19 protein-coding genes and 1 other RNA gene are annotated in these 26,727 nt (G+C 72.0%); 4 read left to right on the top strand and 16 right to left on the bottom strand.

Annotated elements, in window-relative coordinates:
* Positions 1–21: 21 nt before the first annotated feature.
* The 9 genes from mraY to MFF06_RS15360 form a co-directional block, all read right to left on the bottom strand.
* Positions 22–1,107 carry a phospho-N-acetylmuramoyl-pentapeptide-transferase gene (mraY, locus tag MFF06_RS15400; RefSeq protein ID WP_238205482.1) on the bottom strand — a complete coding sequence of 362 codons (1,086 nt, stop codon included), beginning with the start codon at positions 1,105–1,107 and terminating at the stop codon, positions 22–24.
* Between the two features lie 47 nt (positions 1,108–1,154).
* On the bottom strand, positions 1,155–2,621 hold the full coding sequence (locus MFF06_RS15395) for a UDP-N-acetylmuramoylalanyl-D-glutamyl-2,6-diaminopimelate--D-alanyl-D-alanine ligase (protein WP_238205479.1): 1,467 nt from the start codon (positions 2,619–2,621) through the stop codon (positions 1,155–1,157).
* A 27-nt stretch (positions 2,622–2,648) separates the two neighbouring features.
* Positions 2,649–4,118, bottom strand: coding sequence for a UDP-N-acetylmuramoyl-L-alanyl-D-glutamate--2,6-diaminopimelate ligase (locus MFF06_RS15390; RefSeq protein ID WP_370876737.1), 1,470 nt, complete (start codon positions 4,116–4,118; stop codon positions 2,649–2,651).
* A complete protein-coding gene (locus MFF06_RS15385; RefSeq protein ID WP_370876739.1) occupies positions 4,115–5,902 on the bottom strand; it encodes a peptidoglycan D,D-transpeptidase FtsI family protein in 1,788 nt (595 codons plus the stop codon). Before MFF06_RS15385 ends, MFF06_RS15390 begins: the two co-directional genes overlap by 4 nt.
* A 134-nt stretch (positions 5,903–6,036) precedes the next feature.
* Positions 6,037–6,459, bottom strand: a complete 423-nt coding sequence (gene ftsL / locus MFF06_RS15380) for a cell division protein FtsL (RefSeq protein WP_238205477.1) — start codon at positions 6,457–6,459, stop codon at positions 6,037–6,039.
* Positions 6,456–7,490 carry a 16S rRNA (cytosine(1402)-N(4))-methyltransferase RsmH gene (gene rsmH / locus MFF06_RS15375; protein WP_238205475.1) on the bottom strand — a complete coding sequence of 345 codons (1,035 nt, stop codon included), beginning with the start codon at positions 7,488–7,490 and terminating at the stop codon, positions 6,456–6,458. Before rsmH ends, ftsL begins: the two co-directional genes overlap by 4 nt.
* Before the next feature lie 400 nt (positions 7,491–7,890).
* Positions 7,891–8,287: RNase P RNA component class A (rnpB, locus tag MFF06_RS15370), an RNA gene on the bottom strand.
* Positions 8,288–8,334: 47 nt separating this feature from the next.
* The gene (locus MFF06_RS15365; RefSeq protein WP_238205473.1) at positions 8,335–8,775 is read right to left on the bottom strand and encodes a VOC family protein; all 441 of its coding nucleotides are present in this window, start codon (positions 8,773–8,775) and stop codon (positions 8,335–8,337) included.
* Between the two features lie 434 nt (positions 8,776–9,209).
* Positions 9,210–12,497 (bottom strand): DEAD/DEAH box helicase, encoded by a 3,288-nt coding sequence (locus MFF06_RS15360; RefSeq protein WP_238205470.1) that lies wholly within the window; start codon positions 12,495–12,497, stop codon positions 9,210–9,212.
* Between the two features lie 162 nt (positions 12,498–12,659).
* On the opposite strand from MFF06_RS15360, the gene pepN reads away from it, so the two are divergent.
* Together pepN and MFF06_RS15350 are read left to right on the top strand one after the other, a co-directional pair.
* Positions 12,660–15,269, top strand: a complete 2,610-nt coding sequence (gene pepN / locus MFF06_RS15355) for an aminopeptidase N (protein ID WP_238205468.1) — start codon at positions 12,660–12,662, stop codon at positions 15,267–15,269.
* A 176-nt stretch (positions 15,270–15,445) separates the two neighbouring features.
* Positions 15,446–17,785 (top strand): PAS domain-containing sensor histidine kinase, encoded by a 2,340-nt coding sequence (locus tag MFF06_RS15350; protein ID WP_238205466.1) that lies wholly within the window; start codon positions 15,446–15,448, stop codon positions 17,783–17,785.
* Between the two features lie 142 nt (positions 17,786–17,927).
* Here MFF06_RS15350 and MFF06_RS15345 read toward each other — a convergent pair whose 3' ends face one another.
* Together MFF06_RS15345 and MFF06_RS15340 are read right to left on the bottom strand one after the other, a co-directional pair.
* Positions 17,928–18,764, bottom strand: coding sequence for an SGNH/GDSL hydrolase family protein (locus MFF06_RS15345; RefSeq protein WP_238205464.1), 837 nt, complete (start codon positions 18,762–18,764; stop codon positions 17,928–17,930).
* Entirely contained in the window at positions 18,728–19,822 is a 1,095-nt protein-coding gene (locus MFF06_RS15340; RefSeq protein WP_238205462.1) for an OpgC family protein, read from the bottom strand. Before MFF06_RS15340 ends, MFF06_RS15345 begins: the two co-directional genes overlap by 37 nt.
* Positions 19,823–20,070: 248 nt before the next feature.
* On the opposite strand from MFF06_RS15340, the gene MFF06_RS15335 reads away from it, so the two are divergent.
* Complete coding sequence (locus MFF06_RS15335; protein WP_238205460.1) at positions 20,071–20,346, top strand: hypothetical protein; 276 nt, start codon at positions 20,071–20,073, stop codon at positions 20,344–20,346.
* Positions 20,347–20,383: 37 nt separating this feature from the next.
* Here the strand turns inward: MFF06_RS15335 and rfbA are convergent, their stop codons facing one another.
* From rfbA to queE, 5 genes are all read right to left on the bottom strand, one after another.
* A complete protein-coding gene (rfbA, locus tag MFF06_RS15330; protein WP_238205451.1) occupies positions 20,384–21,274 on the bottom strand; it encodes a glucose-1-phosphate thymidylyltransferase RfbA in 891 nt (296 codons plus the stop codon).
* Between the two features lie 25 nt (positions 21,275–21,299).
* Complete coding sequence (rfbD, locus tag MFF06_RS15325; protein WP_238205448.1) at positions 21,300–22,190, bottom strand: dTDP-4-dehydrorhamnose reductase; 891 nt, start codon at positions 22,188–22,190, stop codon at positions 21,300–21,302.
* Positions 22,187–23,266: a dTDP-glucose 4,6-dehydratase gene (gene rfbB, locus MFF06_RS15320; protein ID WP_238205444.1), complete on the bottom strand. Its 1,080-nt coding sequence runs from the start codon at positions 23,264–23,266 to the stop codon at positions 22,187–22,189. The genes rfbD and rfbB overlap by 4 nt, the downstream gene beginning before the upstream one ends.
* A 172-nt stretch (positions 23,267–23,438) precedes the next feature.
* The gene (rfbC, locus tag MFF06_RS15315) at positions 23,439–23,990 is read right to left on the bottom strand and encodes a dTDP-4-dehydrorhamnose 3,5-epimerase (protein ID WP_238205442.1); all 552 of its coding nucleotides are present in this window, start codon (positions 23,988–23,990) and stop codon (positions 23,439–23,441) included.
* 128 nt (positions 23,991–24,118) lie between these two features.
* Entirely contained in the window at positions 24,119–24,751 is a 633-nt protein-coding gene (gene queE / locus MFF06_RS15310; protein ID WP_238205439.1) for a 7-carboxy-7-deazaguanine synthase, read from the bottom strand.
* Between the two features lie 286 nt (positions 24,752–25,037).
* On the opposite strand from queE, the gene MFF06_RS15305 reads away from it, so the two are divergent.
* The gene (locus MFF06_RS15305; protein ID WP_238205437.1) at positions 25,038–26,576 is read left to right on the top strand and encodes a D-alanyl-D-alanine carboxypeptidase family protein; all 1,539 of its coding nucleotides are present in this window, start codon (positions 25,038–25,040) and stop codon (positions 26,574–26,576) included.
* The last annotated feature ends 151 nt before the right edge of the window (positions 26,577–26,727 follow it).

Below are 26,727 nucleotides of genomic sequence, written 5' to 3'. Positions count from 1 at the left end.
GGGGAGGGAATAGCCGCACGATTACCGCAGCTTGAGCGTCGCGAGGCCGGCGAGCGCCAGGATCACCGCGATGATCCAGAAGCGGATGACCACCTGCGGCTCCTTCCAGCCCTTCTGCTCGAAGTGGTGGTGGATCGGCGCCATGCGGAAGACGCGTTTGCCCGTGAGCTTGAACGAGGCGACCTGGATGATGACCGACATCATCTCCAGCACGAACAGGCCGCCGACGATGGCGAGCACGATCTCGTGCTTGGTGGCGACGGCGATCACGCCGAGCAGGCCGCCCAGCGCCAGCGAGCCGGTATCGCCCATGAAGATCTGGGCCGGCGGCGCGTTGAACCACAGGAAGCCGAGTCCCGCCCCGATCACCGCGCCGCAGACCACGGCGAGTTCGCCCGAATCGCGGACGTAGTTCACCTGCAGGTAGCTCGCGGTGAAGGCGTTGCCGACGAGGTAGGCGATGAAGCCGAAGGTGCCGCAGGCGATCATCACCGGCACGATGGCGAGCCCGTCGAGCCCGTCGGTCATGTTCACGGAGTTGCCCGCCCCGACGATCACGAAGGCGCCGAACAGGGCGTAGAACCAGCCGAGGTTCAGGAGCGCGTCCTTGAAGACCGGGAAGGCCAGCTGGTTCTGCAGGGCCGGGGGCGAATAGGTCGAGATGGCGATGCAGGCGGCGAGCGCGATCAGCCCTTCGAGCCCGAGGCGGAACTTGCCCGAAAACCCCTTGTGCGACTGCTTCGTGACCTTGAGGTAGTCATCGTAGAAGCCGATGGCGCCGAAGCCGAGGGTCACGGCCAGCGTCACCCAGACGTAGCGGTTGTCGAGGCGCGCCCAGAGCAGCACCGAGACGATGAACCCGGCGAGGATCATCAGCCCGCCCATGGTCGGCGTGCCGCGCTTGGTGAGCAGGTGGGTCTGCGGCCCGTCCTCGCGGATCGGCTGGCCCTTGCCCTGGCGCAGGCGCAGCAGGGAGATGATCCACGGCCCGAACCAGAACACGAACAGGCCCGCCGTGAACAGCGCGCCGCCGGTCCGCAGGGTGACGTAGCGGAAGATGTTGAGCGGCGTGAAGACACCGCTCAGGTCGGAGAGAAAGTACAGCATCCGGGCGCGGGGCCCCTCTGTTCAGGCGCGGGTGGCGGCGGGGCCGCTCAGGAAAGGGCGAGCGCGGAGTCGCGGCGGGTCTGGGGCGCGGGGTACCGACCTTTGAGCGCCTCGACAATCCGGCCCATCCGGCTACCGTTGGAGCCCTTGACCATCACGGCGTCTCCGGGGCGCAGGGCGCGAGTCAGCGGTTCGATCAACTCGGCGGAGGTCTCGGCGACGCCGCCCCGGCGGCTGACGGGCAGGGCCTCGTAGAGGTTGCGGGTCAGCGGACCGGCCGCGAACACGAGGTCGATCCCGGCCGCCTCCACCGCCTCCGCGAGGCCGCGATGCAGGTCGGCGCCGGTGGGGCCGAGTTCCAGCATGTCGCCGAGGACGGCGATGCGCCGTCCCCGCGGGCCGGTCTCGATCCCGCTGAGGGTCGCCAGCGCCGCGCGGACCGAGGCCGGGTTGGCGTTGTAGCTCTCGTCCACCAGCCACGCGGTGCCGCCGGGCATCTCCAGCGCCGTGCGCTCGCCCCGTCCCACGGGGGGCGACAGGGCGGCCAGCGACAGGGCGGCGGCGGCGAGGTCGGCGCCGAGCGAATGCACCACCGCCATCACGCCGAGCGAGTTGAGGGCCGTGTGCCGCCCGGCCGTGCCGAGCTTGTAGGTGACAGGCTGGCCCATCACGCTCGCGTCCACCACCGACAGGTCCGGCCGCAGCACGATCCGGTGCGCGCGGACGTCGGCCTGCGCGTGCTCGCCGAAGCTCACGATCCGACCCGCCCCCGAGGCCATGGCATGGGCGGCGAGGCGCTCGTAATGGGGGTTGTCGCGGTTGATCACCGCGACGCCGCCGGGCTCCAGGCCGGCGAAGATCTCGCCCTTGGCGTCGGCGATGGCCGACAGCGACGGGAAGTGCTCGATATGCACCGGCTCCACGGTGACGATCATCGCCACCTGCGGCCGGACCATGCCGGTCAGCGGCAGGATCTCGAACGGATGGTTCATGCCGATCTCGAACACGCCGTAGCGGGCATCCTCCGGCATCCGGGCGAGCGTCAGAGGCACGCCCCAGTGGTTGTTGTAGGAGGCGGCCGAGGCGTGCGTCGGCCCCTGCGCGGACAGGACGTGGCGGAGCGCCTCCTTGGTCCCGGTCTTGCCCACCGAGCCGGTGACGGCGACGACCTGCGCCTGCGTGCGGGCGCGGGCGGCCCGGCCGATCCGCTCCATCGCGGCGAGAACCGGGTCGGGCCCCTCCCCCGGCACGGCCAGCACGGGACCTTCGGCCTTGGCCGCATGGCCCTCGCTCACCACGGCGGCGGCGGCGCCCTTGCCGAGGGCCTGGGCGACGAAATCGTGCCCGTCGCGGGCCTCGCCGCGAATGGCGAAGAACAGGTCGCCGGGTTGGAGCGTGCGGGTGTCGATGGAGGCGCCCGATACCGGACGGCGCTCGCCGATCCAGCGCCCGCCGGTCGCCGCTTCCAGCGCGTCGGGGGTCCAGAGGGGGCTGTTGCCCTGCGATGCGGTCATCTCAGGTCCTGTCGAAAGGAAGGAGTGTCACGCCCCCGCCTCGCGAATCGCGGCACGGAGAACCTCGTGGTCCGAGAACGGCAGCACCCGATCTCCCACGATCTGGCCGGTTTCGTGACCCTTGCCGGCCACGACCAGCACGTCGCCCTGTCCCAGGCGGCCGACGGCCGTGCGGATCGCCTCCTCGCGATCGCCGATTTCCTCGGCGTCGGGAGCTGCGTCGAGGATCGCCCGGCGGATCGCGGCGGGCGCCTCCGTGCGGGGGTTGTCGTCGGTGACGATCACCGTGTCGGCCAGCCGCCGGGCGATGGCGCCCATGAGCGGGCGCTTGCCCCGGTCCCGGTCGCCGCCGCAGCCGAACACCACGACGAGCCGCCCGGTCGCGAAGGGGCGCAGGGCCGTGAGCACCTGCTCCAGCGCCTCCGGCTTGTGCGCGTAGTCCACGAGGCAGAGCCCTCCCCCGGCGAGGCCGATCCGCTCCATGCGGCCCGGCACGCCGGTGAGATGGTCCAGCGCCGCGAAGACCCCGTCCGGGTCGGCTGCGCCCGCGGGCGCCGCCAGGGCGAGGCCCGCCGCGACGAGGGCGTTCTCCACCTGGAAGCCGCCGACGAGGGGAAGGTTGACCCGGTAGCGCCGGCCCCCCGCCTCCAGGGACAGGGCCTGGGCGAAGCCCTCGGTGCGGGCCTCCGTGAGGCGGATGTCCCGCCCCGCCCGGCCGGTGGTGCGCACCGGTCGCCCGGCGCCGTGGGCGGCGGCGATCACCCTTTCGGCGAAAGCCCCGTCGGCGTTGACGACCGCCGGACAGCCGGCGGGCAGGAGATCGGTGAAAAGCCGAAGTTTCGCCGCGAGATACTCCTCGATGCTCGCGTGGTAGTCGAGGTGGTCGCGGCCGAGATTGGTGAAGCCCGCCGCCGTCAGCCGCACCCCGTCGAGGCGGCGCTGCTCGATCCCGTGGGAGGAGGCTTCCATGGCGAGTTCGGTGATGCCCTCGCTCGCCAGCCGGGCCAGGGTCTCGTGCAGGGTCACCGGATCGGGCGTGGTCAGCGAACCGTATTGTGCGCCCGCGTTGGTGACGATGCCGACCGTGCCGAGGCTCGCGGATTCGCGGCCCATCCTCGAAAAGATCTGGCGGACGAAGTCGGCCACGGAGCTCTTGCCGGCGGTGCCGGTGACGGCCAGCACCGTCTCCGGCTGTCGCCCGGAAAGGCGCGCGGCCGCGAGCGCCAGGGCGCGCCGGGCATCGGGGACGGCGATCCAGGCGGTGCCGGGGGCCAAGTCGGCGGGCCGGTCGCCCTCCCCCGCCACGGCGAGCGCCCCGGCCTCCGACGCCTTGGCGGCGAAGAGGCGCCCGTCGGCCTTGGTGCCGGGCACCGCGACGAACACGCCGCCCGGCACGACGCGCCGGCTGTCGGCCGTCAGCCCCGCGACGGGCCGGTCGGCGGCCGCCGCGGGAGTCTCGGGGAAGAGGTCGCGGAGGGAGGGCGGGGGCAGGGTCACGGTCCGCCCAACTGGTTGATGTGGTAGGCGTTGAGCTTGACCATCTGCGGGAAGGGCCGGACGGGAGGCTCGAATTGCGGCGGCAGGCCGAGGATCGGGGCCACGCGCTCGATGACCTTGCCGGTGACGACGCCGGAGTTCCAGGCGGCGGTGGCGTAGCCGCCGGATTCCGGCAGGCCCTGCGGCTCGTCCATGATGGTGACGAACAGGTACTTCGGGTCGTTCATGGGCGCCGCCGCCATGAAGGTCGTGAACAGGCGGTTCTTGTTGTAGCGCCCGCCGATCACCTTCTCCGCCGTGCCGGTCTTGCCGCCTACGAAGTAGAGCGGGACGGACGCCTTCTTGGCCGACCCCTCGGAGGCGTTGAGGCGCATGATGTAGCGCATGGCCTCGGAGGTCTGGGCCGAGAGGACGTGCGCCGAGCGCGCCTTCACCGAATCCGGGTCGGCCTTCAGGAAGGTCGGCGTGATGAGGTCGCCCCCGTTGACGATGGCCCCCACCGCCATGGCCGCCTGGAGGGGCGCCACCGCGATGCCGTGGCCGAAGGCGATGGTGATGGTGTTGATCTCGGTCCACCGCGAGGGGACGATCGGCGCCGCGCTTTCCGGCAGTTCCGTGCGCAGCCGGTCGGTCAGGCCCATCTTCTTCAGGAAGGCCTTGTGGCCGGGCACGCCGACGCCCAGCGCCATCTTGGCCGAGCCGATGTTGGAGGAGTGGGTGAACACCTCCGGCATGGTGATGACCCGGTTGGTGCCGTGGTATTCGTGGATCTTCTGGCGGCCCCAGTTGAGCACGCCGCCGCGGGTGTCGAACGTCGAGTTGACGTTGTACTTGCCGGATTCGAGCGCCATGGCGAGCGTCATCGCCTTGAAGGTCGAGCCCATCTCGTAGACGCCGACGTTCATGCGGTTGATCCGGTCGGGCGCCAGCGCGTCCTTCGGGTCGTTCGGGTCGAAGTCGGGCATGGAGACCAGCGCGATGATCTCGCCGGTCTTCACGTCGAGGATCATCGAGGCGCCGGCCTTGGCCTTGAAGTGCTCGATGCCCTTGGCGAGTTCGTCGCGCACGGCGAACTGCGCCCGCAGGTCGAGGGAGAGCTGGATCGGCTTCAGGTCGGTCTGCTTGCTGACGAGGCCGAAGCTGTTGAGGGCCTGCAGCCCGGTGGAGTCGATGTACTTCTCCATCCCCGCGATGCCGACGCCGTCGAGGTTCGTCGCGCCGAGGATGTGCGCGGCGGCGGTGCCGTTCGGGTAGACGCGCTTGTGGTCGGGCAGGAACCCGATGCCGGGGATGCCGAGGCGATGCACCTCGGCCTGCTGCTTCGGGGTGAGCTCGCGCTTCACCCAGACGAAGCCCGCGCCCTTGCGGTCCTTGCGCGACGCGAGCTTGGCCCGGAGTTCCGAGGCGTTGAGGGAGGGCAGGACGGCGGTGAGGAGTTCCACCGCCTCGTCCTTGTCGTAGATGTTGCCGGGTTCGGCGAAGACCGAGACCGTGCGGATGTCTGTCGCCAGGATCTCGCCGTTGCGGTCCACGATGTCGGGACGGAAGGCGGTCGAGGAGGAGGCGGCGGCCCGGTGCTCCTGGCTCGGCGGCTCGCCGAAGATCGCCATCATCAGCAGGCGGGTGGAGATCGCGCCGAACACCCCGAGGAACACGAGGCTCACCAGGGCGACGCGCATGTGCGAGCGCTCGATGGCGAGGCGGAACATGTCGCCGGCGAGCCGCCGCATCCGCACGGCCCGCGACTCGCGGGGCGCCAGCACCTCCTCCACCGCCTGGATCAGGCGGGCGGCGTCGGCCTCCGGCACGGGGGCCGTGGCGGCGGGCGCGATGGCGTCTCGGGCGGCCGGCGCGTCGCCGCCGGGCGCGTCGAACACCGGCTCCCGGCGCTCCGGATGATTCTGCGCGTCGGACAAGGCTACCTCGCGGCGGTCGGGGCGGCGGTCGGAGTACGGGTCGTCGTCACGGTGCGGGTGATCGCGCCCGTGGTGCGCGGCTCGGGCGTGCCCTTCTCCTTGGGCGTCGCGGTGGCCGCGAGCAGGCGCCCGATCTCGTCGCCGCGCTCGGAGCGGGCGGGGAGGTCGGCGATCCGGCCGAGATGGGCGATGCCGATCGGCTCCAGGGCGAGGTGCTTCTCCACCGCCGCCTGGAGGCGGTCGGGCCGGGTCAGCAGCTGCCACTCGGCGCGCAGCACGGCGATGGCCTGCCGCTCCTTGTGCAGGGCGGTCTGGATCTTGGAGACCTGCCCCGCCTGATAGAGCGTGTCGTACTTGATCGAGTAGGCGTAGACCGCCGAGGCGACGAGGCCGGCGATGGCCAGCAGGTTGAGGAGGCGGATCATCGGCGTGGGCCTCCGCGGCGGGCCTCGGGCAGGCTCGCCAGGGTCTCGATGGCGGACAGGGGCGGCGGCACGGCCGAGTCGGTCCGCGCCATCGCCCGGAGCTTGGCCGACCGCGAGCGCGGGTTGCGCGCGAGTTCGGCCTCGCCGGGCAGGACGGGACCCTTGGTCACGGGGCTGAGGCTGCGGATCTCGGCCGTGGTCGCGCCGGGCAGGTGCCGGGAGCCCTGGGCGGCGCGTCCGCTGCGGGCCGCGAAGAACTGCTTCACGATGCGGTCTTCCAGCGAATGGAAGGTCACGACGGCGAGTCGCCCGCCGGGGGCGAGCACCCGCTCGGCGGCGTGCAGCGCCCGCACCAGCTCGCCGAGCTCGTCGTTCACGGCGATGCGCAGGCCCTGGAAGGTCCGGGTCGCCGGGTGGATGTGGCTGCCGGGTTCGGCGCGGACCACGCTCGCCACGATCTCCGCGAGCTCAGCCGTGGTCTCGATACGCCCGCGCCGCCGCGCCTCGTGGATCGCCCGCGCCACGGCGCGCGACCGGCGCTCCTCGCCGTAATGGTAGATGATGTCGGCGAGTTCGCCCTCCTCCGCCTCGTTCACGAGGTCGGCCGCGCTCGGACCCGTGTCGCCCATGCGCATGTCGAGGGGGCCGTCGTGGCGGAAGGAGAAGCCGCGTCCGGGCGTGTCGAGCTGCATCGAGGAGACGCCGATGTCGAGGACGACGGCCTGCACCTGTGGGGCGCCGGCCTCCTCGGCGAGGGTGTCGAGGTCGCCGAAGCGGCCCGGCACCAGGGTCAGGCGCCCGACGGATTCGGCCACGAGGCCCTGGCCCCCGGCGATGGCGGTGGGGTCGCGGTCGATGGCGAGCACCCGCAGGTCCGGCCCGGCCGCGAGGAGCGCGCGCGTGTAGCCGCCCGCGCCGAAGGTGCCGTCGATGACCACGGCCTCGCCCGAGGGCGCCAGCGCCTCGATCACCTCGTCGAGGAGGACGGGGATGTGGGGCGCGCCGGCGCCGCGAACCGGGGAACCGCTCATGCCCGAACCCCGCCGCACGGTGCAGCGGAAGCGGACGGACGGCCGGATGCTCCGGCGGCGGGAATACGTGCGCTCACTCTCATCTCGCCCTGGTCCGGACCGCCCGGAGGCGGCTCGCGTGACGGGAGCGGCGACGGAGTACCCGGGCGCCATGGCCCGCGCGCGGCCGCCGCCTGCGGCTCCGCAGGTGACGCCCGGCGATCCGATAGACGCCGCTGACGGGAGGTGGGCGGGTATCATGGGCCTCGGAAGGTCGTCAACGCGGTCGGGGCGCGTGCGCCGTTCCGGGATCTGAACCCGGCAAGGTTAACCGTTCGTGTGTTTTTCGCAGTTTTCCCGCGTGGCCGGGCCAGGTGGAAACCGGCGCAAGCCCTTGAGCGTGCGAGGGTTTCGGGAAGGCTGGATCAGCCGGCCTATAAGCCGGGTTCTGTAGGGCCGGAGGGGGTGAGCCCTCCGACGTGGCGGCCATTCCTCTGGGACGGTCGTCGCCGACCGCCTCGAGCAACCAACCCGGGCGACTGGCCTGGAGAACGGGCCTGCCCCTCTCGCGAGGAGCGCGCCGCCCCTATTCGGTTTTGCTCCCGGTGGGGTTTGCCGTGCCGTCCGCGTTACCGCGTCCGCGGTGCGCTCTTACCGCACCCTTTCACCCTGACCCCGGACGGATCCGGGGCGGTCTGCTCTCTGTGGCACTGTCCCTGGGGTCGCCCCCGCCGGACGTTATCCGGCACCGTCTCTCCATGGAGCCCGGACTTTCCTCCCCGGGGCGCGAACCCCGGAGCGGCCGCCCGGCCGACTGATCCGGCCGCGACATGCGCCGGCACCGGGCGGCCGGTCAAGGTGGGCCTCACCAGGAGCCGGTGTTCTCCATGGAGGTCCACGGCTCCTGCGGCGGCTTGGCCTCGCCCTTCTGGAGGATCTCGATGGAGATGCCGTCCGGCGACTTCACGAAGGCCATGCGGCCGTCGCGCGGGGGCCGGTTGATGGTCACGCCGGCTTTGTGGAGCCTGTCGCAGAAGGCGTAGATGTCATCGACCTGATAGGCGAGGTGGCCGAAGTTGCGTCCGCCGGAATAGGTCTCCGGGTCCCAGTTGTAGGTCAGCTCGACGAGGGGCGACTTGCTCTCCTTCGCCCGTGCCTCGTCCCCCGGCGCGGCGAGGAAGACCAGGGTGTATCGGCCCTTCTCGTTGTCCATGCGCCGGACCTCGGTGAGGCCGAACTTCGTCACGTAGAAGTCGAGGGCCTTCTCGAGGTCGGCGACGCGCACCATCGTGTGCAGGTATTCCATCGGGCGGGTGTCCCTGGTGAGGCTGTGTGGGGTCCCGGCGGCGGGCCGCCGGGTTGCCCCTTATCTGGGCTGGCGACCGGCTGAGAGAAGGCCCGATGGAACCACCCCGTCATCGCGGACGCAGTGAAGCGACCCAGGGCGGCGGGCCGCTCCGAGAGGTCGGGCTTCCCTGGATGGCTTCGCTTCGCTCGCAAGGACTGAGCGGGCGTTCGGAACCCTCGACGTCATGGCGAACGCAGTGAAGCGACCCAGGGCGGCGGGACGCTCCGAGAGGTCGAGCTTCCCTGGATTGCTTCGCTTCGCTCGCAAGGACGGAGCGAGCGTTCGGAACCCTCGACGACATCGCGAACGCGGTGAAGCGACCCGTGGCGGCCGGACGCTTCTTGAGGTCGCGCCCTGCATTGCGTCGCTTCCGCCCGCAACGGCTACTGCCGTCACCGCCCCGCGCCGATCCGCTCCAGCAGGTCGGCGGCCATGTCCGCCCGGGCGGCGGCGTCCTGCGTCGCCCGGCGGAGCACAATGCGGTTCTCCTTGAGGATCAGGTCGTCGGCCGTCGCCACCGGACCGGGCCTCCGGCCGGGGCGGAAGTCGGCGGCGATCCCCTGCGGTCCTCCGCTCAGCCGCGCGACGCCCAGCCGTCGGCACGCGGCCCGGAGGCGCCCGAGGGCGAAGAGGGCGACGACGGAGGGCGGCGGGGCGCCGAACCGGTCCTCGACTTCCGCCGCCAAAGCCTCGATCGCCTCCGCGTCCCGCAGGCGCAGCACGCGGGTGTAGAGGCTGAGACGGATCTCGGGCTCGGGGATGTACGAATCGGGAATCGTCGCCCCGAGGCCCAGCGCGATCTCCGGGGTCCAGTCCTCGGCCGGCTCGCCCTTGGCCTGGAGGATCGCGAGTTCCAGGAGATGCCGGTAGAGGCCGAGCCCGACGAGCTTGGCATGGCCCGCCTGATCCTCGCCCACAAGGTCGCCGGCGCCGCGCAGGTCGAGGTCGCGGGCGCTGATCGCGAAGCCCGCGCCGAGGCGGTCCATGGCCTCCAGGGCGCGCAGGCGCTGCATCGCGGCCGCGCTCGGCGGCGCGTCGGGCTCCGACAGGAGGTAGACCGCGCCGCGCCGCTGACCGCGCCCGACGCGGCCCCGTAGCTGATGGAGCTGGGCAAGGCCGAACCGGGCCGCGTCCCAGATCAGCATCGTGTTGGCGCGGGGCACGTCGAGGCCGCTCTCGATGATCGCCGTGGCGAGCAGCACGTCCCCCGCCCCATCGGCGAAGCCGACCATCGCCTCGTCCATCGCGGCGGCCTTGAGGCCGCCGTGGGCGACGACGACATCGAGCTTCGGCACGAGGCGCTTCAGGCGCGCCCTGAGCGGTTCGATGTCCTCGATCCGCGGGCAGACGACGAAGCTCTGGCCGCCGCGCCGCTGCTCGCGGATCAGCGCCTCCCGGATCGTCTCGTCCTCGACGTCGGTGACGACGGTGCGCACCGGCTGGCGGAGCGCCGGGGGCGTCGCGAGCACGCTGAGGCTCTGGAGGCCGACGAGGGCGGATTGCAGCGTCCGCGGGATCGGCGTCGCCGTCAGCGTGAGGACGTGGCCGCCATCGGCGAGGCGGCGCAGGTCCGCCTTCATCTTGGCGCCGAAGCGCTGCTCCTCGTCGATCACGGTGAGGCCGAGGTCGGCGTAGGCCACACCCTTGCAGGCGAGCGCATGGGTGCCGACGGCGAGGCGGAGCGTGCCGTCGGCCAAGCCCTTCTTCACCCGCTTGGCCTCCTGCGGCGAGACGAGGCGGGACAGGTGGCCGACCTCGATCCCGAACCGCGCGAACCGGCGCTGGAGGGTCGTGGCGTGCTGGCGTGCCAGCACCGTGGTGGGGGCGATCAGCACCGCCTGCCGCCCGGCGAACACCGCCGCCGCCAGCGCCCGCAGCGCCACCTCGGTCTTGCCGAAGCCGACATCGCCGCAGACCAGCCGGTCCATGGGCTCGCCCGAGGCGAGGTCGGCCATGATCGCCTCGACGGCCTGGGCCTGATCCGGTGTCGGCGGGAAGCCGAAGCCGGCGGCGAACCGCTCGATCTCGCGGGCCGGCGGCACGATCTTGGCCGCCCCGGCCTCCCGCCGGGCCTTCGCCGTCGCCAGCAGGGTGCGGGCGGTCCGGGCGAGGGTGGCCTCGGCTTCGAGGCGGCGGCGGGCCCAGGTGCCGCCGTCGAGCTTGTCGAGGGTGACGGCCTCCGGCTCCGACCCGTAGCGCCAGATCCGTTCCGCCTGCTCGACCGGCACCATCAGCACGGCGTCGTCGGCGAAGCGCAGGCGCAGGGCTTCGGTCGGCCCCTCGGCCTCCCGGGCCGGCAGGCTCTCCAGGCCCTCGAAGAGGCACAGGCCCCGGTCCCGGTCCACCGCCACGTCGCCGGGGCGCAACTCGACCTCGCCCAGCGGCAGGGCCGGGCCGGAATGCCCCACCGGGGCGGCGGTGGGGCCGAGGAGGTCCGCCGCCGCGACGACGGTGACGCCGTCCGTGCGGAACCCCGCCGCGAGCGGCGCCACAAGCGCCATCACCGTGCCCGGCTTGGCCGATGCCACCTCGTCCCAGGCGTCGATCAGGCCGATGGTGCGCTCCACCGCCTCGGAGGCGGGGCGGACGAGGCGGCGCAGGGCCGCCTTCGGCCCCGTGAGGACGATCCGGTCGCCATCCTTCAGGCGGGCCTTCAGGAATTTCGCCAGGGCCGCCTTGGCACGCCGTTCCCCGACGAAGACCGGGCCGCCGACGCCCTCGGCCGCCCCCTCCGTGGCACCCGCGAGGGTGCGGGACTTGGCGAGCCTCTTCCACTCCGCGGGTGTCAGGTAGAGGCCCTCCGCCGTGCGGCCGGAGGCGCGGCGGCGCCCGCCCGCGGCGGCCTCGCGGCCCTCCTCCACCTGCTCGAAGAAGGCGGCGAGGCGGCTCTCGGAGCCGTCCTCGATGACGAGGCGGGCGCCCTTCGCGTAGTCGAGGAGCGTGACGAGGCCCGGATAGTACCGGGCGAGCCCGTGCTCCTGGCCGGTGAAGGGGGCGAGGCGGTCCTGCGAGCCGGGCGCGAGGATGATCTCGGTGGCCGGATCGACGAGGAGATGCCCGCTGTCGGCGACGGAGCGCTGCGAGATCGGGTCGTAGGAGCGGATCGCGGTGACGCGGCCCTTCTCGTGCTCCACCCGGCAGGGGAGCGGGGCGGCGGCGGGGAACACTTCGAGGGTCCGGCCCCGGACGGCGACCTCGCCCGGCTCGTCCACGCGCTCGTCGAGGACGTAGCCCAGGCGCTGCAGGGCGGCGGTGATGGCGGCGACGTCGATCGTGTCGCCCACCGCGAAGGTCACCCGCGCGTCCGCCCAGGTTTCCGGCGGCGGCACCCGCTGGACCAGGGCGGGGGCGGTGGTGAGGACGATGCTCGGCCGCGCCGCCGTATCGGTGAGCCAGCGCAGGAGGGCGGTGCGGGCACCCATCGTCGCCCGCGACGGCGAGGCGTGGTCGAAGGGCAGGCAATCCCATTCGGGGAAGATCGCCACGGCGAGGTCCGGTTGGAGCGCCCGCAGCGTGGCCGCGATCTCCTCCAGACGGCGCCCGTCGCGGGCGACGTGGATCAGCGGATCGGCCTTGTCCACGAGCCCCAGGAGGGCGACGGCCAGGGCCCCCGTCGGGACGAGGGGCGCGTCCTCCACCTGCCCCGCATCCGTCGCGCGCTGCACCTGTGTCCGTGCCATACCCGATCCATCTCGACCCTTGTGCCCGGCAACGCCGGATGGGGCCTGTTGGTCCCCGCGGCGCGGCGCCGGTCCACAGGGTTGGGCGAGGGAGCGATCCGCGCGTTGCGCCCGGCGGCCGGAGGGACCAGAACAAGGGCCTCGTTCCCGGAGAGACCCCGCATGCGCACCGAGACGCCGCCGCTGATCCGCCTGGAGGACTACCGCCCCAGCGCCTTCCTGATCGACCGCGTCGACCTCGACATCCGCCTCGACCCCCACGCTACGCGGATCACGGCGGATCTGGCCCTGCGGCCGAATCCCGACGGCGACCCCGCCGCGCCGCTCCACCTCGACGGCGACGACCTCATCCTCGTGGCCATCGACCTCGACGGGGCGGCCCTGCCGGCGGAGGACTTCGCGGCCGGGCCCGGCGGGCTGACCCTGCACCGGCCGCCCCGGCGGCCCTTCACCCTGCGCCTCGTGACGCAGGTCGATCCCACCGCCAACACCAAGCTGATGGGGCTCTACCGGACGGACGGCGTCTACTGCACCCAGTGCGAGGCGGACGGCTTCCGCCGCATCACCTACTTCCTCGACCGGCCGGACGTGATGGCGGTCTACACCACGCGGATCGAGGCCCGGCGCGACGAGGCGCCGGTGCTGCTCGGCAACGGCAACCCGGTGGAGTCGGGGCCGGTGGGCACCGACAGGCACTACGCGGTCTGGCACGACCCGCACCCGAAGCCCGCCTATCTCTTCGCCGTCGTCGGCGGGCGGCTCGGCAAGGTCGAGACGAGCTTCCGCACCATGGAGGGGCGGGACGTGACCTGCGCCGTCTACGTGGAGCCGGGCAAGGAGGACCGCGCGGGCTATGCCCTCGACGCGGTGGTGCGCTCCATGGAATGGGACGAGCGCGCCTTCGGCCGCCCTTACGACCTCGACGTGTTCAACGTCGTCGCCGTCGCCGCCTTCAACATGGGCGCGATGGAGAACAAGGGCCTCAACATCTTCAACGACAAATATGTGCTCGCCGCCCCCGAGACGGCGACCGACGCGGACTACGCCGCCATCGAGGCGATCATCGCCCACGAGTACTTCCACAACTGGTCGGGCAACCGCGTCACCTGCCGGGACTGGTTCCAGCTCTGCCTGAAGGAGGGCCTGACCGTCTTCCGCGACCAGGAATTCTCCTCGGACATGCGCTCGCGCCCTGTGCACCGGATCGGTGAGGTGCGCAGCCTCCGCGCCCGGCAGTTCCCGGAGGATGCCGGACCGCTGAAGCACCCGGTGCGGCCCACCGCCTATGCCGAGATCAACAACTTCTACACGGCGACCGTCTACGACAAGGGCGCCGAGATCGTGCGGATGCTGAAGACCCTGATCGGGGCTGAGGCGTTCCGCGCCGGGATGGACCGCTACTTCGCGGAGAATGACGGCCGTGCCGCCACGGTGGAGGACTTCCTCGCCGCCTTCGCGGCGGTGACGGGACGCGACCTCTCCGCTTTCGCCCGCTGGTACGAGCGACCGGGAACGCCCCGGCTCACGGCCGAGGGCCGCTACGATCCCGCCGCGCGGCGCTACACCCTGAAGCTCGCCCAGACCCTGCCGGTTGAGGGGCCGCCGCTGGTCATCCCCGTGGCGCTGGGCCTCGTGGGAGCCGGGGGGCCGCTGACGGGCGTGACCTGCCCCGCCCTCGACGGCGGCGTCTTCGTGCTCGACCGGCCGGGGGCGGAACTGGTCTTCGAGGGTGTGGCGGAGGAGCCCGTGCCCTCGCTCCTGCGGGATTTCTCCGCGCCGGTCCGCCTCGACCTCGCCCTGTCCGACGACCACCGCCTGCGGCTGCTGGCCCGCGACAGCGATCCCTTCAACCGCTGGCAGGCGGCCCAGGACGTGGCCCTGAGCCTGATCCTCGCTTTCGATCCCGTCCGCGCCGATGCCTTCGCGCAGGCGCTCGGCACCTTCCTCGACGGCGAGGCGCTGGCCGATCCGGCCTTCGCCGCCCTGGTGCTGGCCCTGCCGACCGAGGGAGAGGCGGCCGACGCGCTGGCGCGCGACGTCGATCCCGACGCGATCCACGCCGCCCGGCGCAGCCTGCGGGCGCGCCTCGGCCGGGTGTTGCGGGCCCGGCTCGAGGGCATCGACGCCGCCCTCGCCCCGGCCACGGAGGGCGCCTACAGCCCGGATGCGGCGTCGGCCGGACGACGGTCGCTGCGCAACGCGGCCCTCGATCTGATCGCCGCCGGCGATCCCGAGGCCGGCGCCGCCCTGGCGACCCGCCGGCTCTCGTGCGCCACCAACATGACCGACCGCCTCGCGGCCCTGGCCACCCTCGCCCAGATCCCCGGCGAGGCGCGCGAGGAGGCTCTGGCGGCCTTCGGCGAGCGATTCGCCGCCGAGCCCCTGGTGCTCGACAAGTGGTTCGCGATCCAGGCCACGATCCCCGAGCCCGAAACCCTCGACCGGATCGAGCGCCTGACCCGCCACCCGGCCTTCTCGATGACCAACCCGAATCGGGTGCGGGCGCTGGTCGCAAGCTTCGCCATGGCGAACCCGACCCAGTTCGCCCGCGCCGACGGCGCCGGGTTCGCCCTGGTGGGCCGGTTCGTGCGCGCCCTCGATCCGGCCAATCCGCAGGTCGCCGCCCGGCTCCTGACGGCTTTCGGTTCCTGGCGCCGATACGAAAAGACACGCCGTGCGGCAGCATCGGAAATGCTGAATGGGATCAAGGGCGTTCCAGGTTTGTCCCGGGACGTGGCCGACATCCTCGGGCGCACGCTGCAAGACGGCTAAATGACTGATTGAATTGACCGAAACCGATTCCCGCGGGACTCGAGAAGTCGGTTTCGGTCAAGGTCGTATGGTTAAAAAACGGTGGACAAGGCCCGCGCCGAGGTGGTTCTATCCACCGAGATTCGCAGGGCGGTCGCCGCCCGGACCGGATCGATTCCGAGGGATGAGGTTCGGTCATGCCGGAGGCGGTTTCCGCTTCCCTCTCCGCGCGCGCGGATACGGCACTGTCGGCGGCGTGGCCGGTCCGCAGCCGGGATCCCCGCGTGCAGCGGGCCGAGCGCTGGCTGCGCTTCGTCGTGCCGGGCGTCCTGTCCGTCTTCCTGGCCTGCCTCGTCGGTCTCGCCGCCCTGCATATCCGCGGCCAGCGGGCCGAGATCCTGAGCGGGGCCGAGGCGGAGGTCGAGAGCTTCACCCGTCTTGCCGCCCACGCCCTCGGTGCCTCGGCGCAGGCCCGGCTCGATCTCCCGGCCCTCCTGCCCGAGGACCACCGCCACGCGGGCCGGCGTATCCTCCTCGTGACCCCGGCGGCGCGGATCGCGGCGGCCCACCCTCCGCTTCCCGCCGCCATGACGGGCCTCGCGGACGTCCTCGGCCCGAGCGAGCCGCTCTCGGCCCTCGGCGAGCGCGCGGGCGCGGTGACCCTCGCCCTCCCCGGCGGCGAATGGGTGATCGCCGCCATGCATTCCCTGCCGGGCGGCGGGCAGGTGGCGGTGCTCCAGCCCATCGAACCGCTGCTGGCGGGCTGGGGGACGCGGGCGCGGGACCAGATCGTCCTCGTCGGCGCCGCGATTCTCACGATCCTCGGCGTCGGCGTCGCCTACGGCCTGCAGACCCGGCAGGCGACCCTGGCCGACAGGGCCTGCGAGCAGATCCGCCTGCGGCTGGAGACGGCGCTCCGGCGCAGCGATTGCGGCCTCTGGGACTGGGACATCGCCCGGGGCCGAATCTACTGGTCCGATTCGATGTATGCCCTCCTCGGCTACCGCCGGGAGCAGGCCTACCTCGCCTTCGGCACGGTGAACGCCCTCGTCCACCCCGACGACGGCGACCTCTACAGCCTCGCCCGCGCCGTGGCCGCCAACCAGACCCATGTGGACCACGCCTTCCGCGTGCGGGGCGCCGACGGCGGCTATGTCTGGTTGCGTGCCCGGGCGGAGGTGGTGTCGGACGGGTTCGGCGGTGGCCGTCACCTCGTGGGCATCGCCGTCGACATCACCCAGCAGCGGGCCCTCGAGGAGACCAACGCCGCCGCCGACATGCGCCTGCGCGATGCGGTCGAGGCGATCTCGGAGGCTTTCGTGCTGTGGGACCAGGGCAACCGCATGGTCCTGTGCAATTCGAAGTTCCGGCACCTCCACGCGCTCAGCGCCGAGGACGCCACGCCCGGCCGCCGCTACGTCGACGTGATGAGCCGGGGCGCCCTGCCCCAGATCCGCCGGGAGACGCCGGAGATCGGCGCGGCCACCGCCCGGACCTTCGAGGCCGAACTCGCCGACGGCCGATGGCTCCAGATCAGCGAGCGGCGCACCCGGGACGGCGGCTACGTCTCGGTGGGCACCGACATCACGAGCCTCAAGCGCCAGCAGGAGCAACTCGTCGCCTCCGAGCGCGAGTTGATCGAGACGGTCACCGACCTCAAGCGCTCCCGCCGGACCCTCGAGGTCCAGACCCAGCAGCTCGCGGACCTCGCCGAGCGCTACCTCGACCAGAAGGCGGTGGCCGAATCGGCCAACCGGTCGAAATCCGAATTCCTGGCCAACATGAGTCACGAGCTGCGCACGCCGCTCAACGCCATCATCGGCTTCGCCGACGTGATGGAGAACGAGGTGCTCGGGCCGATGGGCACCCCGCGCTACGCGGAATACGCCCGCGACATCCGCGAGAGCGGCGGCCACCTCCTGACGATGATCGACGACATCCTCGACATGGCGCGCCTCGAGGCGCGGCGGGTCCGCCTGCGGCCCCGTCCCCTCCCCGCCTGGGAGGCGCTGGCCGATGCCGTCGCCGCCGTCTCGGCGGAGGCCACGCGCAAGGACGTGCGGATCGCCGTCGAGGCGAGTCCGGGAATCGACTTCCTCGCCGACGTCCGCGGCACCCACCGCATCCTCCTCGGAATCCTGGAGAACGCGGTCAAGTTCACGGGGACGGGCGGGCGCGTCTCCGTTCGGGTCCGCCGGGCGGGCGACCACGTCCACGTCTTCGTGGCCGACAGCGGCATCGGCATCCCGCGGGCCGCCCTGCCCCGCCTCGCCCAGCCCTTCACCAAGGTCGAGACGCAGATCACCAGCCGCCACAAGGGTTCGGGGCTCGGCCTCGCCATCGCCCGCTCGACGGCGGAGCTGCACGGCGGCTCGCTGCGCATCCGGTCCGAGGAGAATGTCGGGACCATCGTGATGCTGCGCCTGCCCGCTCCGACGCCGCGGCGCCTGGAACAGGTGGCCGAGGCCGCGGGCCGCGACGGCGCGGACGCCCGCCGCGCGCCGCCGCTCCGGGCGCGGGCCAGGACGGCCGCCTGACGAGGGCGGCTCCGGACCTCCACGCGCACCGCCGGCGGCCGTCCCGTGACGCCTGCCGGAGCCGTTCCGGGGCAACGCACATCACCGCGCTCGCCCGCAGGGACGGCGCAACGCGGGCGATTCGGACATCACCGAAACGGGTCTAGCCGGGTGAGTCCGACGGAGCGGGCTTGGCGGTCGGCGTGGCCTTCGGGGCCGGCGGGGGGGTCTGGCCGATCGAGGCCGCGACCGTCAGGGCCACATGTTCGGCCATGCAGCGCAGGCCGAGATCGTTGAGGCGGAACTGTCGCCCGAGGATGTGGCTCTCGCCCTTCTCGTTCCGGGACGCGAGGTAGCGCAGGGCCTCGAAGCGGCGGACCAGGGGGATGCCCTGCTTGGCCGCCACCTCCTTCACGGAATCGACGATGCGGTTGTAGTCGGCGTCGCCCGCGACGCTCGCCGTGTAGAGCGGATCGACCAGCACCACGTCGATCCCGTGGGATTTCAGCCACGCCACCGCGTCGTCGAGGGCGTCCTTGAAGGCGCCCGGATCGACCCGCGCGATGGCATCGTGGGTGCCGACCTGCCACACCACCAGATCGGGATCGGCCTCGGCCACCAGGGTGCGCAGGCGCTCCGCCGCGCCCGAGGCGATCTCGCCCGGCAGGCCGCGATGCTCCATCACCACATCGACCTGCGGCAGGGCGTGTTCGAGGGCGGATTCGAGCCTCACCGGGTAGGAGGCCGAGGCCCCCGGCGCCGCGCTGCCGCCGACGGCGAGGATGCGCAGGGCGTGCTTCTCGGTCAGCGCGACCTTCGAGGCCGGGAGGGTCGCGACGGTGTAGAGCTGCGAGCCGGGCACCCGGCATTCGAGGGACGGCCCGACGGCGTCCTGCGCCCCGGCCGGCGACCCGGCGAGGAGGAGCAGGAGAGCGCCCGCCCCGGCGCGGCGGAGCCCCGGCATCAGGCGCGCGGGCGCGGGGTTTTGCGGGACCGCCATTCGACGAACCATGCGGTGATTCCCAACGCGACGAGCCCGCTGCCGGCGACCGCCATGTCGATCAGCGCCCCGCCCCCGGTCTGGAAGCGGACGAGCTGGCCGATGAGGCTCAGCAGCGAACCCATCGAGAAGACGGCCAGGGAATTCCGGCCGAGACTCGACAGAAAACCAACGATCATTCCGATTCGCGGCGCGATCAATGCGTAAACCGGCGCAAACGCCAACAGTACGCCCAGGAAATGTAGCAGCCGCCCCGGCGTGAGGAAGGTCTTCTCGAGGGTGAAGAGCAGGCGCGGCTCGGGCACCATGAGTGGATCGGGCCGGATCTCCAGCACCGACAGGGTGATGCCGACGAGGACGATGACGAGTCCCAGCGGCACCAGCCGCCGCGTCCAGAGCCGGAAGGCCGGGGAGGTGCGGCTCCAGTCCTGCGTCACGAAGCCGAGGGTGAGCAGCAGCTGCCAGCAGAACGGATCGAAGAACCACGTCCCCTCGCCCGGCCAGGAGGGCAAGTTCCACTCCTCCACGAGGCTCGCGAGGTACAGGCCCACGGACAGGGCGAGGGCGGCGAGCCTGCTCGTCCGCCCGATCAGCACGATCACCGGCGCGATCCCGATCAGCACCACGTAGAGCGGCAGGATGTTGAAGTAGCCGAGCTGGTAGGTGAGCAGGGCCATGCCGCAGACCGACTGGATCGGGTCCGCGAAGAAGTTGCCCGCGTTGTGCCATTCGAGGATCAGCGGGTTGTCGAGGATGAGGGCCGCGCCCGCGATGATCGCCAGCGCGAGAAGCATCACGCTGATCTGCGCCCGGTAGACCTCCACGGTCCGGGCCAGCATCCGCACCACGCTGCGCCAGCGCGGCTCCGGCGTCCCGTCCCGCTGCCGGGTGGCGATGCCGATCGACCAGCCGGCCAGGAACACGAACAGTTCGGCCGCATCGGAGATGCCGTACTGCGAGAAGGTGTAACGCTCGAACGTGTTACCGGGAATGTGGTTGATGAAGATCGTGATCAGGGCGAAGCCGCGCCAGAAATCGATCGCGTTGGGCTCCCGCATGGGGGCGGCGGCTCCGGAGTTTGCGCGGCGGGGCGGGGCGAGTCGTGCCTCTGATAAGGCGAGGCATCCCCGCTGAAAACCCGCCACGATGGACGGAGGGAAGGCCCGCCCCGGCATGGCGACGGCCGGCGGGAGGAAATTTTTTACGCGCGACCAATAACATAGGTGAAGGTTTCGGCATCGGCGGCGCGCGGCGGCGGGCGAACCACCGGTCACATTTCGCGTTACCGAAGCGAAGGAGACCTGCCATGACAGCCCCCCGCCCCGTTCCGATCCGCGCGATCCTCGTCTTGGGCATCCTGGCCCCGGTGTCCGCCCTGGCCCAACCCGCGACGGGGACGGGGGGCGGCCCGACGACCACCGTCACCGCTCCGAACACCAGCGCCGTCGGCCGGACCATGCCGCCCGCCGGAGGAGATGCAGGGCTTGCCACGGCCGACGAGAACCGTCGCGTCCGCACGCCCGAGCAGAAGCAGGACGACAAGATCACGAAGGGCATCTGCATCGGCTGCGGGCCGAAATAGCGCCTTTGTGCCCCGCTTCACCCGCGAGGACGTCGTCTCAGGGCGCGGCGTCCCGGGAGCGCGGCTCCTCCGCGAGGCGGAGCAGGTTCCGCCCGTAGGCGGTCTTGGCGAAGAGCTCGCCGCGGGCGATCAGTTGGCTCCTGTCGATGAAGCCCTGGAGGTAGGCGATCTCCTCCAGGCAGGCCACCTGCAGTCCCTGGCGGTGCTGGATCGTGCGCACGAACTCGGAGGCTTCGAGCAGGCTGTCGTGCGTGCCCGTGTCGAGCCACGCGTAGCCCCGGCTCATCTTCTCCACGTAGAGCTGACCGCGTTCGAGATACGCCTCGTTGACGCTGGTGATCTCGAGTTCGCCCCGGGGCGAGGGCGTCACGGCGGCGGCGATGTCGAGCACCGCGTTGTCGTAGAAATACAGGCCGGTGACCGCCCAGGTCGATTCCGGCTCGGGCGGCTTCTCGACGATCTTGGTGGCCTTGCCCGCCGCGTCGAGGCTGACCACGCCGTAGGCCTGCGGGTTCTCGACGTGATAGGCGAAGACCGTCGCGCCCTCCGGCCTCGCCACCGCCCGCTTCAGCAGGTCGGCCATGCCGGCGCCGAAGAACAGGTTGTCGCCGAGGATCAGCGCCACGGGATCGTCGCCGACGAAGTCGCGCCCGATCACGAAGGCCTGGGCGAGGCCCTCCGGCCGGGGCTGCACCGCGTAGGAGAAGGACAGGCCGAACTGCTCGCCGGTGCCGAACAGGCGCTTGTAGTTGTCGAGATGCTCAGGGCTCGAGATGATCAGGATCTCGCGGATGCCGGCGAGCATCAGCACCGAGACCGGGTAGTAGATCATCGGCTTGTCATAGACCGGCAGCAGCTGCTTGTTGATCGACAGCGTGGCCGGGTGGAGCCGCGTGCCGGAGCCCCCGGCGAGGATGATGCCCTTCATCGGATTGCTCCTTCTGTGTCTGCGGTCAGGCTCGGGACGGCCCGACCAGGCGGTCGAGGATCTCGTCCAGCGCCGCCTGCCAGGGCCGGGGGATGAGGCCGTAGGCTTGCGCTAAGCTGTCCGTGGAGAGCCGGGAATTCGAGGGGCGCCGGGCGGGCGTCGGGTAGGCGGAGGTCGGGATGCCCTCGACCGGCACGGGGCGTCCGCCCCGGCGGGCCGCGCCCTCGACGATGGCCCGGGCGAAGCCGCACCATGTGGTGGCGCCGTCGTTGACGTAGTGGAATGTGCCGGTCGGCGCGTCGCGGTCCGAGGCCAGCCGCAGGGTGACGGCGGCGAGCGCCCCGGCGAGGTCGGCCGCGCTCGTGGGGCAGCCGTGCTGGTCGTCGACCACGGTGAGCCTGTCGCGCTCGCCGGCCAGCCGCAGCATCGTCTTCACGAAGTTGCCCCGGTGGGGGCTCACCACCCAGGCGGTGCGCAGGATGACGTGGCGCGGGTTGGCGCGCATGGCCATCTCCCCCGCCGCCTTGCTCGCGCCGTAGACGTTCTGCGGATCCACCGGCTCGCCGGGCTCGTAGGCCCCCTCCGCCTTGGTGCCGGCGAAGACGTAGTCGGTGGAGACGTGGACGAGGGGAATGTCCCGCGCTTTCGTCGCCCCGGCGAGGATCGCGGGGGCGAGCGCGTTGAGGCGCCACGCGGCCTCGACCTCGACCTCGGCCTTGTCGACGGCGGTGTAGGCGGCGGTGTTGATCACCGCCGCGAAGGCACGCTCGTTCAACGCCGCCTCGACGGCGGCGGCATCGGTGATGTCGAGTTCGGCCCGCGTGGGGGCGTGCACGCGCACGCCCTCCGGCCAGGGATGGGCCCGCAGCTCGGTGCCGACCTGGCCGGCGCCGCCGAGGACGAGGATGTCGCTCAATGGCCGAGACCTTGCCGGTCGCCCGCCTCGGCCTTCAGGCCGAGCCGGTCGCCCTTGTACCGTCCCTCGCGGATCGGCCGCCACCACGCCTCGTTGGCGAGGTACCACGCCACGGTCTCCTCCAGGGCCGCTTCGAAGGTCTTCTGCGGCGCCCAGCCGAGTTCGCGCTCCGCCTTGGTGCAGTCGATGGCGTAGCGGCGGTCGTGGCCCGGACGGTCGGCGACGAAGGTGATCAGCCGCTCGTGCGGCCCCGCGCCGGGGCGCAGCCGGTCGAAGGCGGCGCACAGGCCCTTCACGACGGCGAGGTTGTTGCGCACCGCGCGGCCGCCGAGCAGGTAGGTCTCGCCCAGCCGTCCCCGCTCCAGCACGGCGACGAGGCCCTTGGCGTGGTCCTCGACGTGGATCCAATCGCGCTCGTTCAGGCCGTCGCCGTAGACGGGCAGGTTCTTGCCCTCCAGCGCGTTCAGGATCATCAGCGGGATGAGCTTTTCCGGGAAGTGGCGCGGCCCGTAGTTGTTCGAGCAGTTCGTCACCAGCACCGGCAGGCCGTAGGTCTCGTGCCACGCCCGCGCGAGATGGTCGGAGGCGGCCTTCGACGCCGAGTAGGGCGAGCGCGGGTCGTAGCGGCTGTCCTCGGTGAAGAAGCCGTCCGGCGGCAGCGAGCCGTAGACCTCGTCGGTGGAGACGTGGAGGAAGCGGAACGCCTCGCGCTCGGCCCCGGTCAGGCCCTCGTAGCGCTCGCGGGCCGCATCGAGCATGACCTGCGTGCCGATGACGTTGGTGCGCACGAAGGCGCCCGGATCGGTGATCGAGCGATCGACGTGGCTCTCGGCGGCGAGATGCATCACCGCTTCGGGGCGGAACTCGCGGAAGGCCGCGCGCACGGCCTCGCGGTCGCAGATGTCGGCCTCGATCAGGCGGTGGCGCCCGGTGGCCTCCAGCGGGGCGAGGGAAACCGGATTGGCGGCATAGGTCAGTGCGTCGAGGGTCGCGACCTCGTGGCCGAGCTCCTGCACGAGGTGCAGGACGAGGGCGGAGCCGATGAAGCCGCAGCCGCCGGTGACGAGGATCCGCATGAACTCTCCCTCGGAGCAGAATGGGCCGTGGTCCTGGCCGCAGGCCGTGGCGAAACGGCGGCGAGGTTCGCTGGGTACGACAAGATTCAGCCCGCGCGAAGTCCCGGGGGCCACCGATCCGATCTGACCGGTGGAGGGCGGCGCGCGAGAGTGCGCCTCTTCGGTCGGCCCCTCAGAACAGCGACCCGGCATCCTTGAGGCAGGGCGCGTTCCGGTCCTTGTCGGACAGGACGGCCTGCGCCTCCGTGACGGGCCACGCGATGGCGAGGTCGGGATCGTTCCAGCGGATGCCGCGGTCGTGGGCCGGGCTGTAGTAGCTGTCGACCTTGTAGGCGACCATCACGTCCGGGGTGAGGGTGCAGAAGCCGTGGGCGAAGCCGTGGGGGATGAGTAGCTGCTCGCCGCCCTCGGCGTCGAGCCGCACGGCGACGTGCCGCCGGTAGGTGGGCGACTCGGGGCGGATGTCGACGGCGACGTCGAGGATGGCGCCCTGGAGCACGCGGATCAGCTTGGCCTGGGGCTGGGGCGGGATCTGGAAGTGCAGGCCGCGGATGGTGCCCTGCGGCGCGGAGAAGGACTGGTTGTCCTGGACGAAGACGGTGGCGATGCCGGCCCGCTCGAGCGCGTCGGCGCGGAAGGTCTCGGAGAACCAGCCGCGGGCGTCCCCGAAGCGCTTCGGGACGATTCGCTTCACCGCCGGGATCTCGGTCTCGATGATGTCCACGACCAACCTCGCTAAAAATCTCAAGCCCGGACAGGACCTTGGCGGTACGGTTCCGGGGCCGGCGCCCGTCGGGGCTTCCGATGCCGAGCCCCCGGCGGCGCGTCAAGTCGGGCCGCCGGATCCGGCGATCAAGGGATGCCGATCATCTTGTGGGTCTGGAGCGACAGGCGCCAGCGGGCATCGGCCCGGCAATAGGCGATGGCGGCCTGGGTGTGGGCGGCGGCCTCCGGCCCGTCCATGGGCTGGAGGAACCGGTGCCGGAACGGCAGGTCCGCGAAGGCTTCGGGCCGGGCATCGACCTGAGGGAACACCAGCTTCAGCTCGTCGCCGCTCGTCTGGGCCAGCGGTGCCGTCCCCTTGGGGCTGACGCAGATCCAGTCGATCCCCGGCGGGGCGGGCAGGGTGCCGTTGGTCTCGATGGCGATCTCGAAGCCGCGCCCGTGGACCGCGGCGATCAGCGCCGGATCGAGCTGAAGCAGCGGTTCGCCCCCGGTGAACACGACGTACCGGTTGTGTGCGCCGCCGTCCCAGGTCGCGGCGATCGCGTCGGCGAGCGAGGCCGCGTCGGCGAAGCGGCCTCCGCCCTCCCCGTCCATCCCGACGAAATCGGTGTCGCAGAAGCGGCAGGCGGCGGCGGCCCTGTCCTCCTCGCGGCCGGACCAGAGATTGCAGCCGCTGAAGCGGCAGAACACCGCCGCGCGGCCCGCCTGCGCCCCCTCCCCCTGGAGGGTGTGAAAGAGTTCCTTTACCGCGTAAGCCACCTTCGGTTTTCGCTTTCCTCGCCGTCCCCGCCGCCGGACCCGATTCCGTTTGACGGATCGGGCGGCGGCACCAGATCCCTGTTGCGCCACGCCACCGGGCGGACGCAACCCCACCGCGTCGCCCCCGCGACACGCCCTCCCTCTTTCGCGCGCCGCAGCGCCCCCCGGTTTGCACAGGGGCGGACGCCGCCATCGTATCGCCATGGAGCCTGCGTTGAAGGCATGCACGACGCGCGTTTCCTTCCGGTGTGGGCGGCACCGGCCGCCTCTCCACGAGACAGGTCCGATGCAGAACCACGTCCTCACACGCATCCCGTCCCTGTGGGGCGCGGTCCGGCGGGCCTCCGGCGCCGCGGCCGTCCTCGCGGCCCTCACGGGAGCCGCCTCGGCCGTCACGGTGCCGATCCTCGTGGCCGACGTGGATTCCGGGCGGGTAATCTACTCCCAGGCGGCGACCGACCCTTGGTATCCGGCCTCGATCACCAAGCTGATGACGACCTACGTCGCCCTCGATCTCGTCCGCCAGGGGCGGGCCTCGATGGACACGCTGATCACCATCTCCCCCGCGGCGGCGGCCGAGCCGCCCTCGAAGATGGGCTTCAAGCCGGGCACGCAGCTCACCCTGGGCAACGCCCTTAAGATCATCATGGTGAAGTCGGCCAACGACGTCGCCTTCGCCATCGGCGAGAGCCTCGGCGGCTCGGTGGACGGCTTCGCGGGCCTCATGAACGATGCCGCGCACCGCATCGGGATGCAGGACAGCCGCTGGTTCAACGCGAACGGCCTGCCGGACCCCCGTCAATGGACCTCGGCCCGCGACATGGCGATCCTCGCCCGCGCCCTGATCCGCGAATTCCCGGACCAGCAGGACCTGTTCTCGATCTCCGCGATCCAGTTCGGCGGCGCCGTGATCCCCAACCACAACGGCCTGCTCGGGCGCTATCCCGGCGCGGACGGCATGAAGACCGGCTTCATCTGCTCCGGCGGCTTCAACGTGGTCGCCACCGCCACCCGGAACTCCCACCGCATCGTCGCGATCGTCATGGGCCAGCCGAGCCCGCGCGAGCGCGACGTGAAGACCGCCGACCTGTTCGATTACGGCTTCGGCCAGCAGAGCGCGGGGCCCTCCCTCGACGCGCTGCCCGCCTCGTCGCTGAGCGCGCCGCCGGACATGCGGCCCTACGTCTGCGGCGGCAAGAAGGTCCCGCCGATCGAGGAGGGGCCGGGGGCGGTGACCGCCTCGGGCACCACGGCGGCGCAGCTCCTCGGGGGCTCGGCGGCGAACTCCCCGTCCCTGGCGCTCGCCGCCTTCTCCAGCCCCGCCATGCGGGCGCGATCCCTCCCGCCGCGGGCGCCGCTCCAGCCGGTGGCCGTGTGGATCGGGCGCGATCCGGCCGAGGGCCAGCGGATCCTCGACCAGCAGGTGGCCGAGGCGCAGGCCGCCGCCGCCAACGCCCGCACCGCCCGGCTCGAAGCCGCCAAGGCCCGGCGCGAGGCGGCCCTCGCCAAGCGTCAGGCGGCCAAGGAAGCGGCCAAGGAAGCGGCTGCCCAGGCCCATGCGGCGAAGGTCGCCGCCAAGCCGGCGGGCTCCGCGAAGGCGGCCTCGAAGGCAGCGTCCGGCGGCCTGCCCCGCGCGGCCACCGCCTACACCTCCACCGACTCGGCGGCGATGCCGGAGGCCAAGCCGGGCAAGGGCCTGACCAAGGCGAAGCCCGCCGCGAAGGCGGCTCCCCACGGGGCCAAGGCCGACACGCAGACCAAGGCCGCGAAGGCGACGCCCCATGCGGCCAAGCCCGCGAAGAAGGCCGCCAAGGCCGACGAGTAGCGCGCGCCGGGCCCCGCGCGACGGAGCATGGGGCCCCGCCGCGACCCCTGTTCCGCCCTTGCATCGCCGCGCGGGCTCGCGGAAGACGCGTTGCATCGCGAGGCGCCGAGCCCCACCTCGGTCGTCCCGCCCGATCCGTCCCCCCGAGCGC

The sequence above is a fragment of the Methylobacterium aerolatum genome (assembly GCF_022179085.1).
GTDB classification, from domain to species: Bacteria; Pseudomonadota; Alphaproteobacteria; order Rhizobiales; family Beijerinckiaceae; genus Methylobacterium; species Methylobacterium aerolatum.
This window is presented reverse-complemented; position numbering and strand designations above follow the sequence as displayed.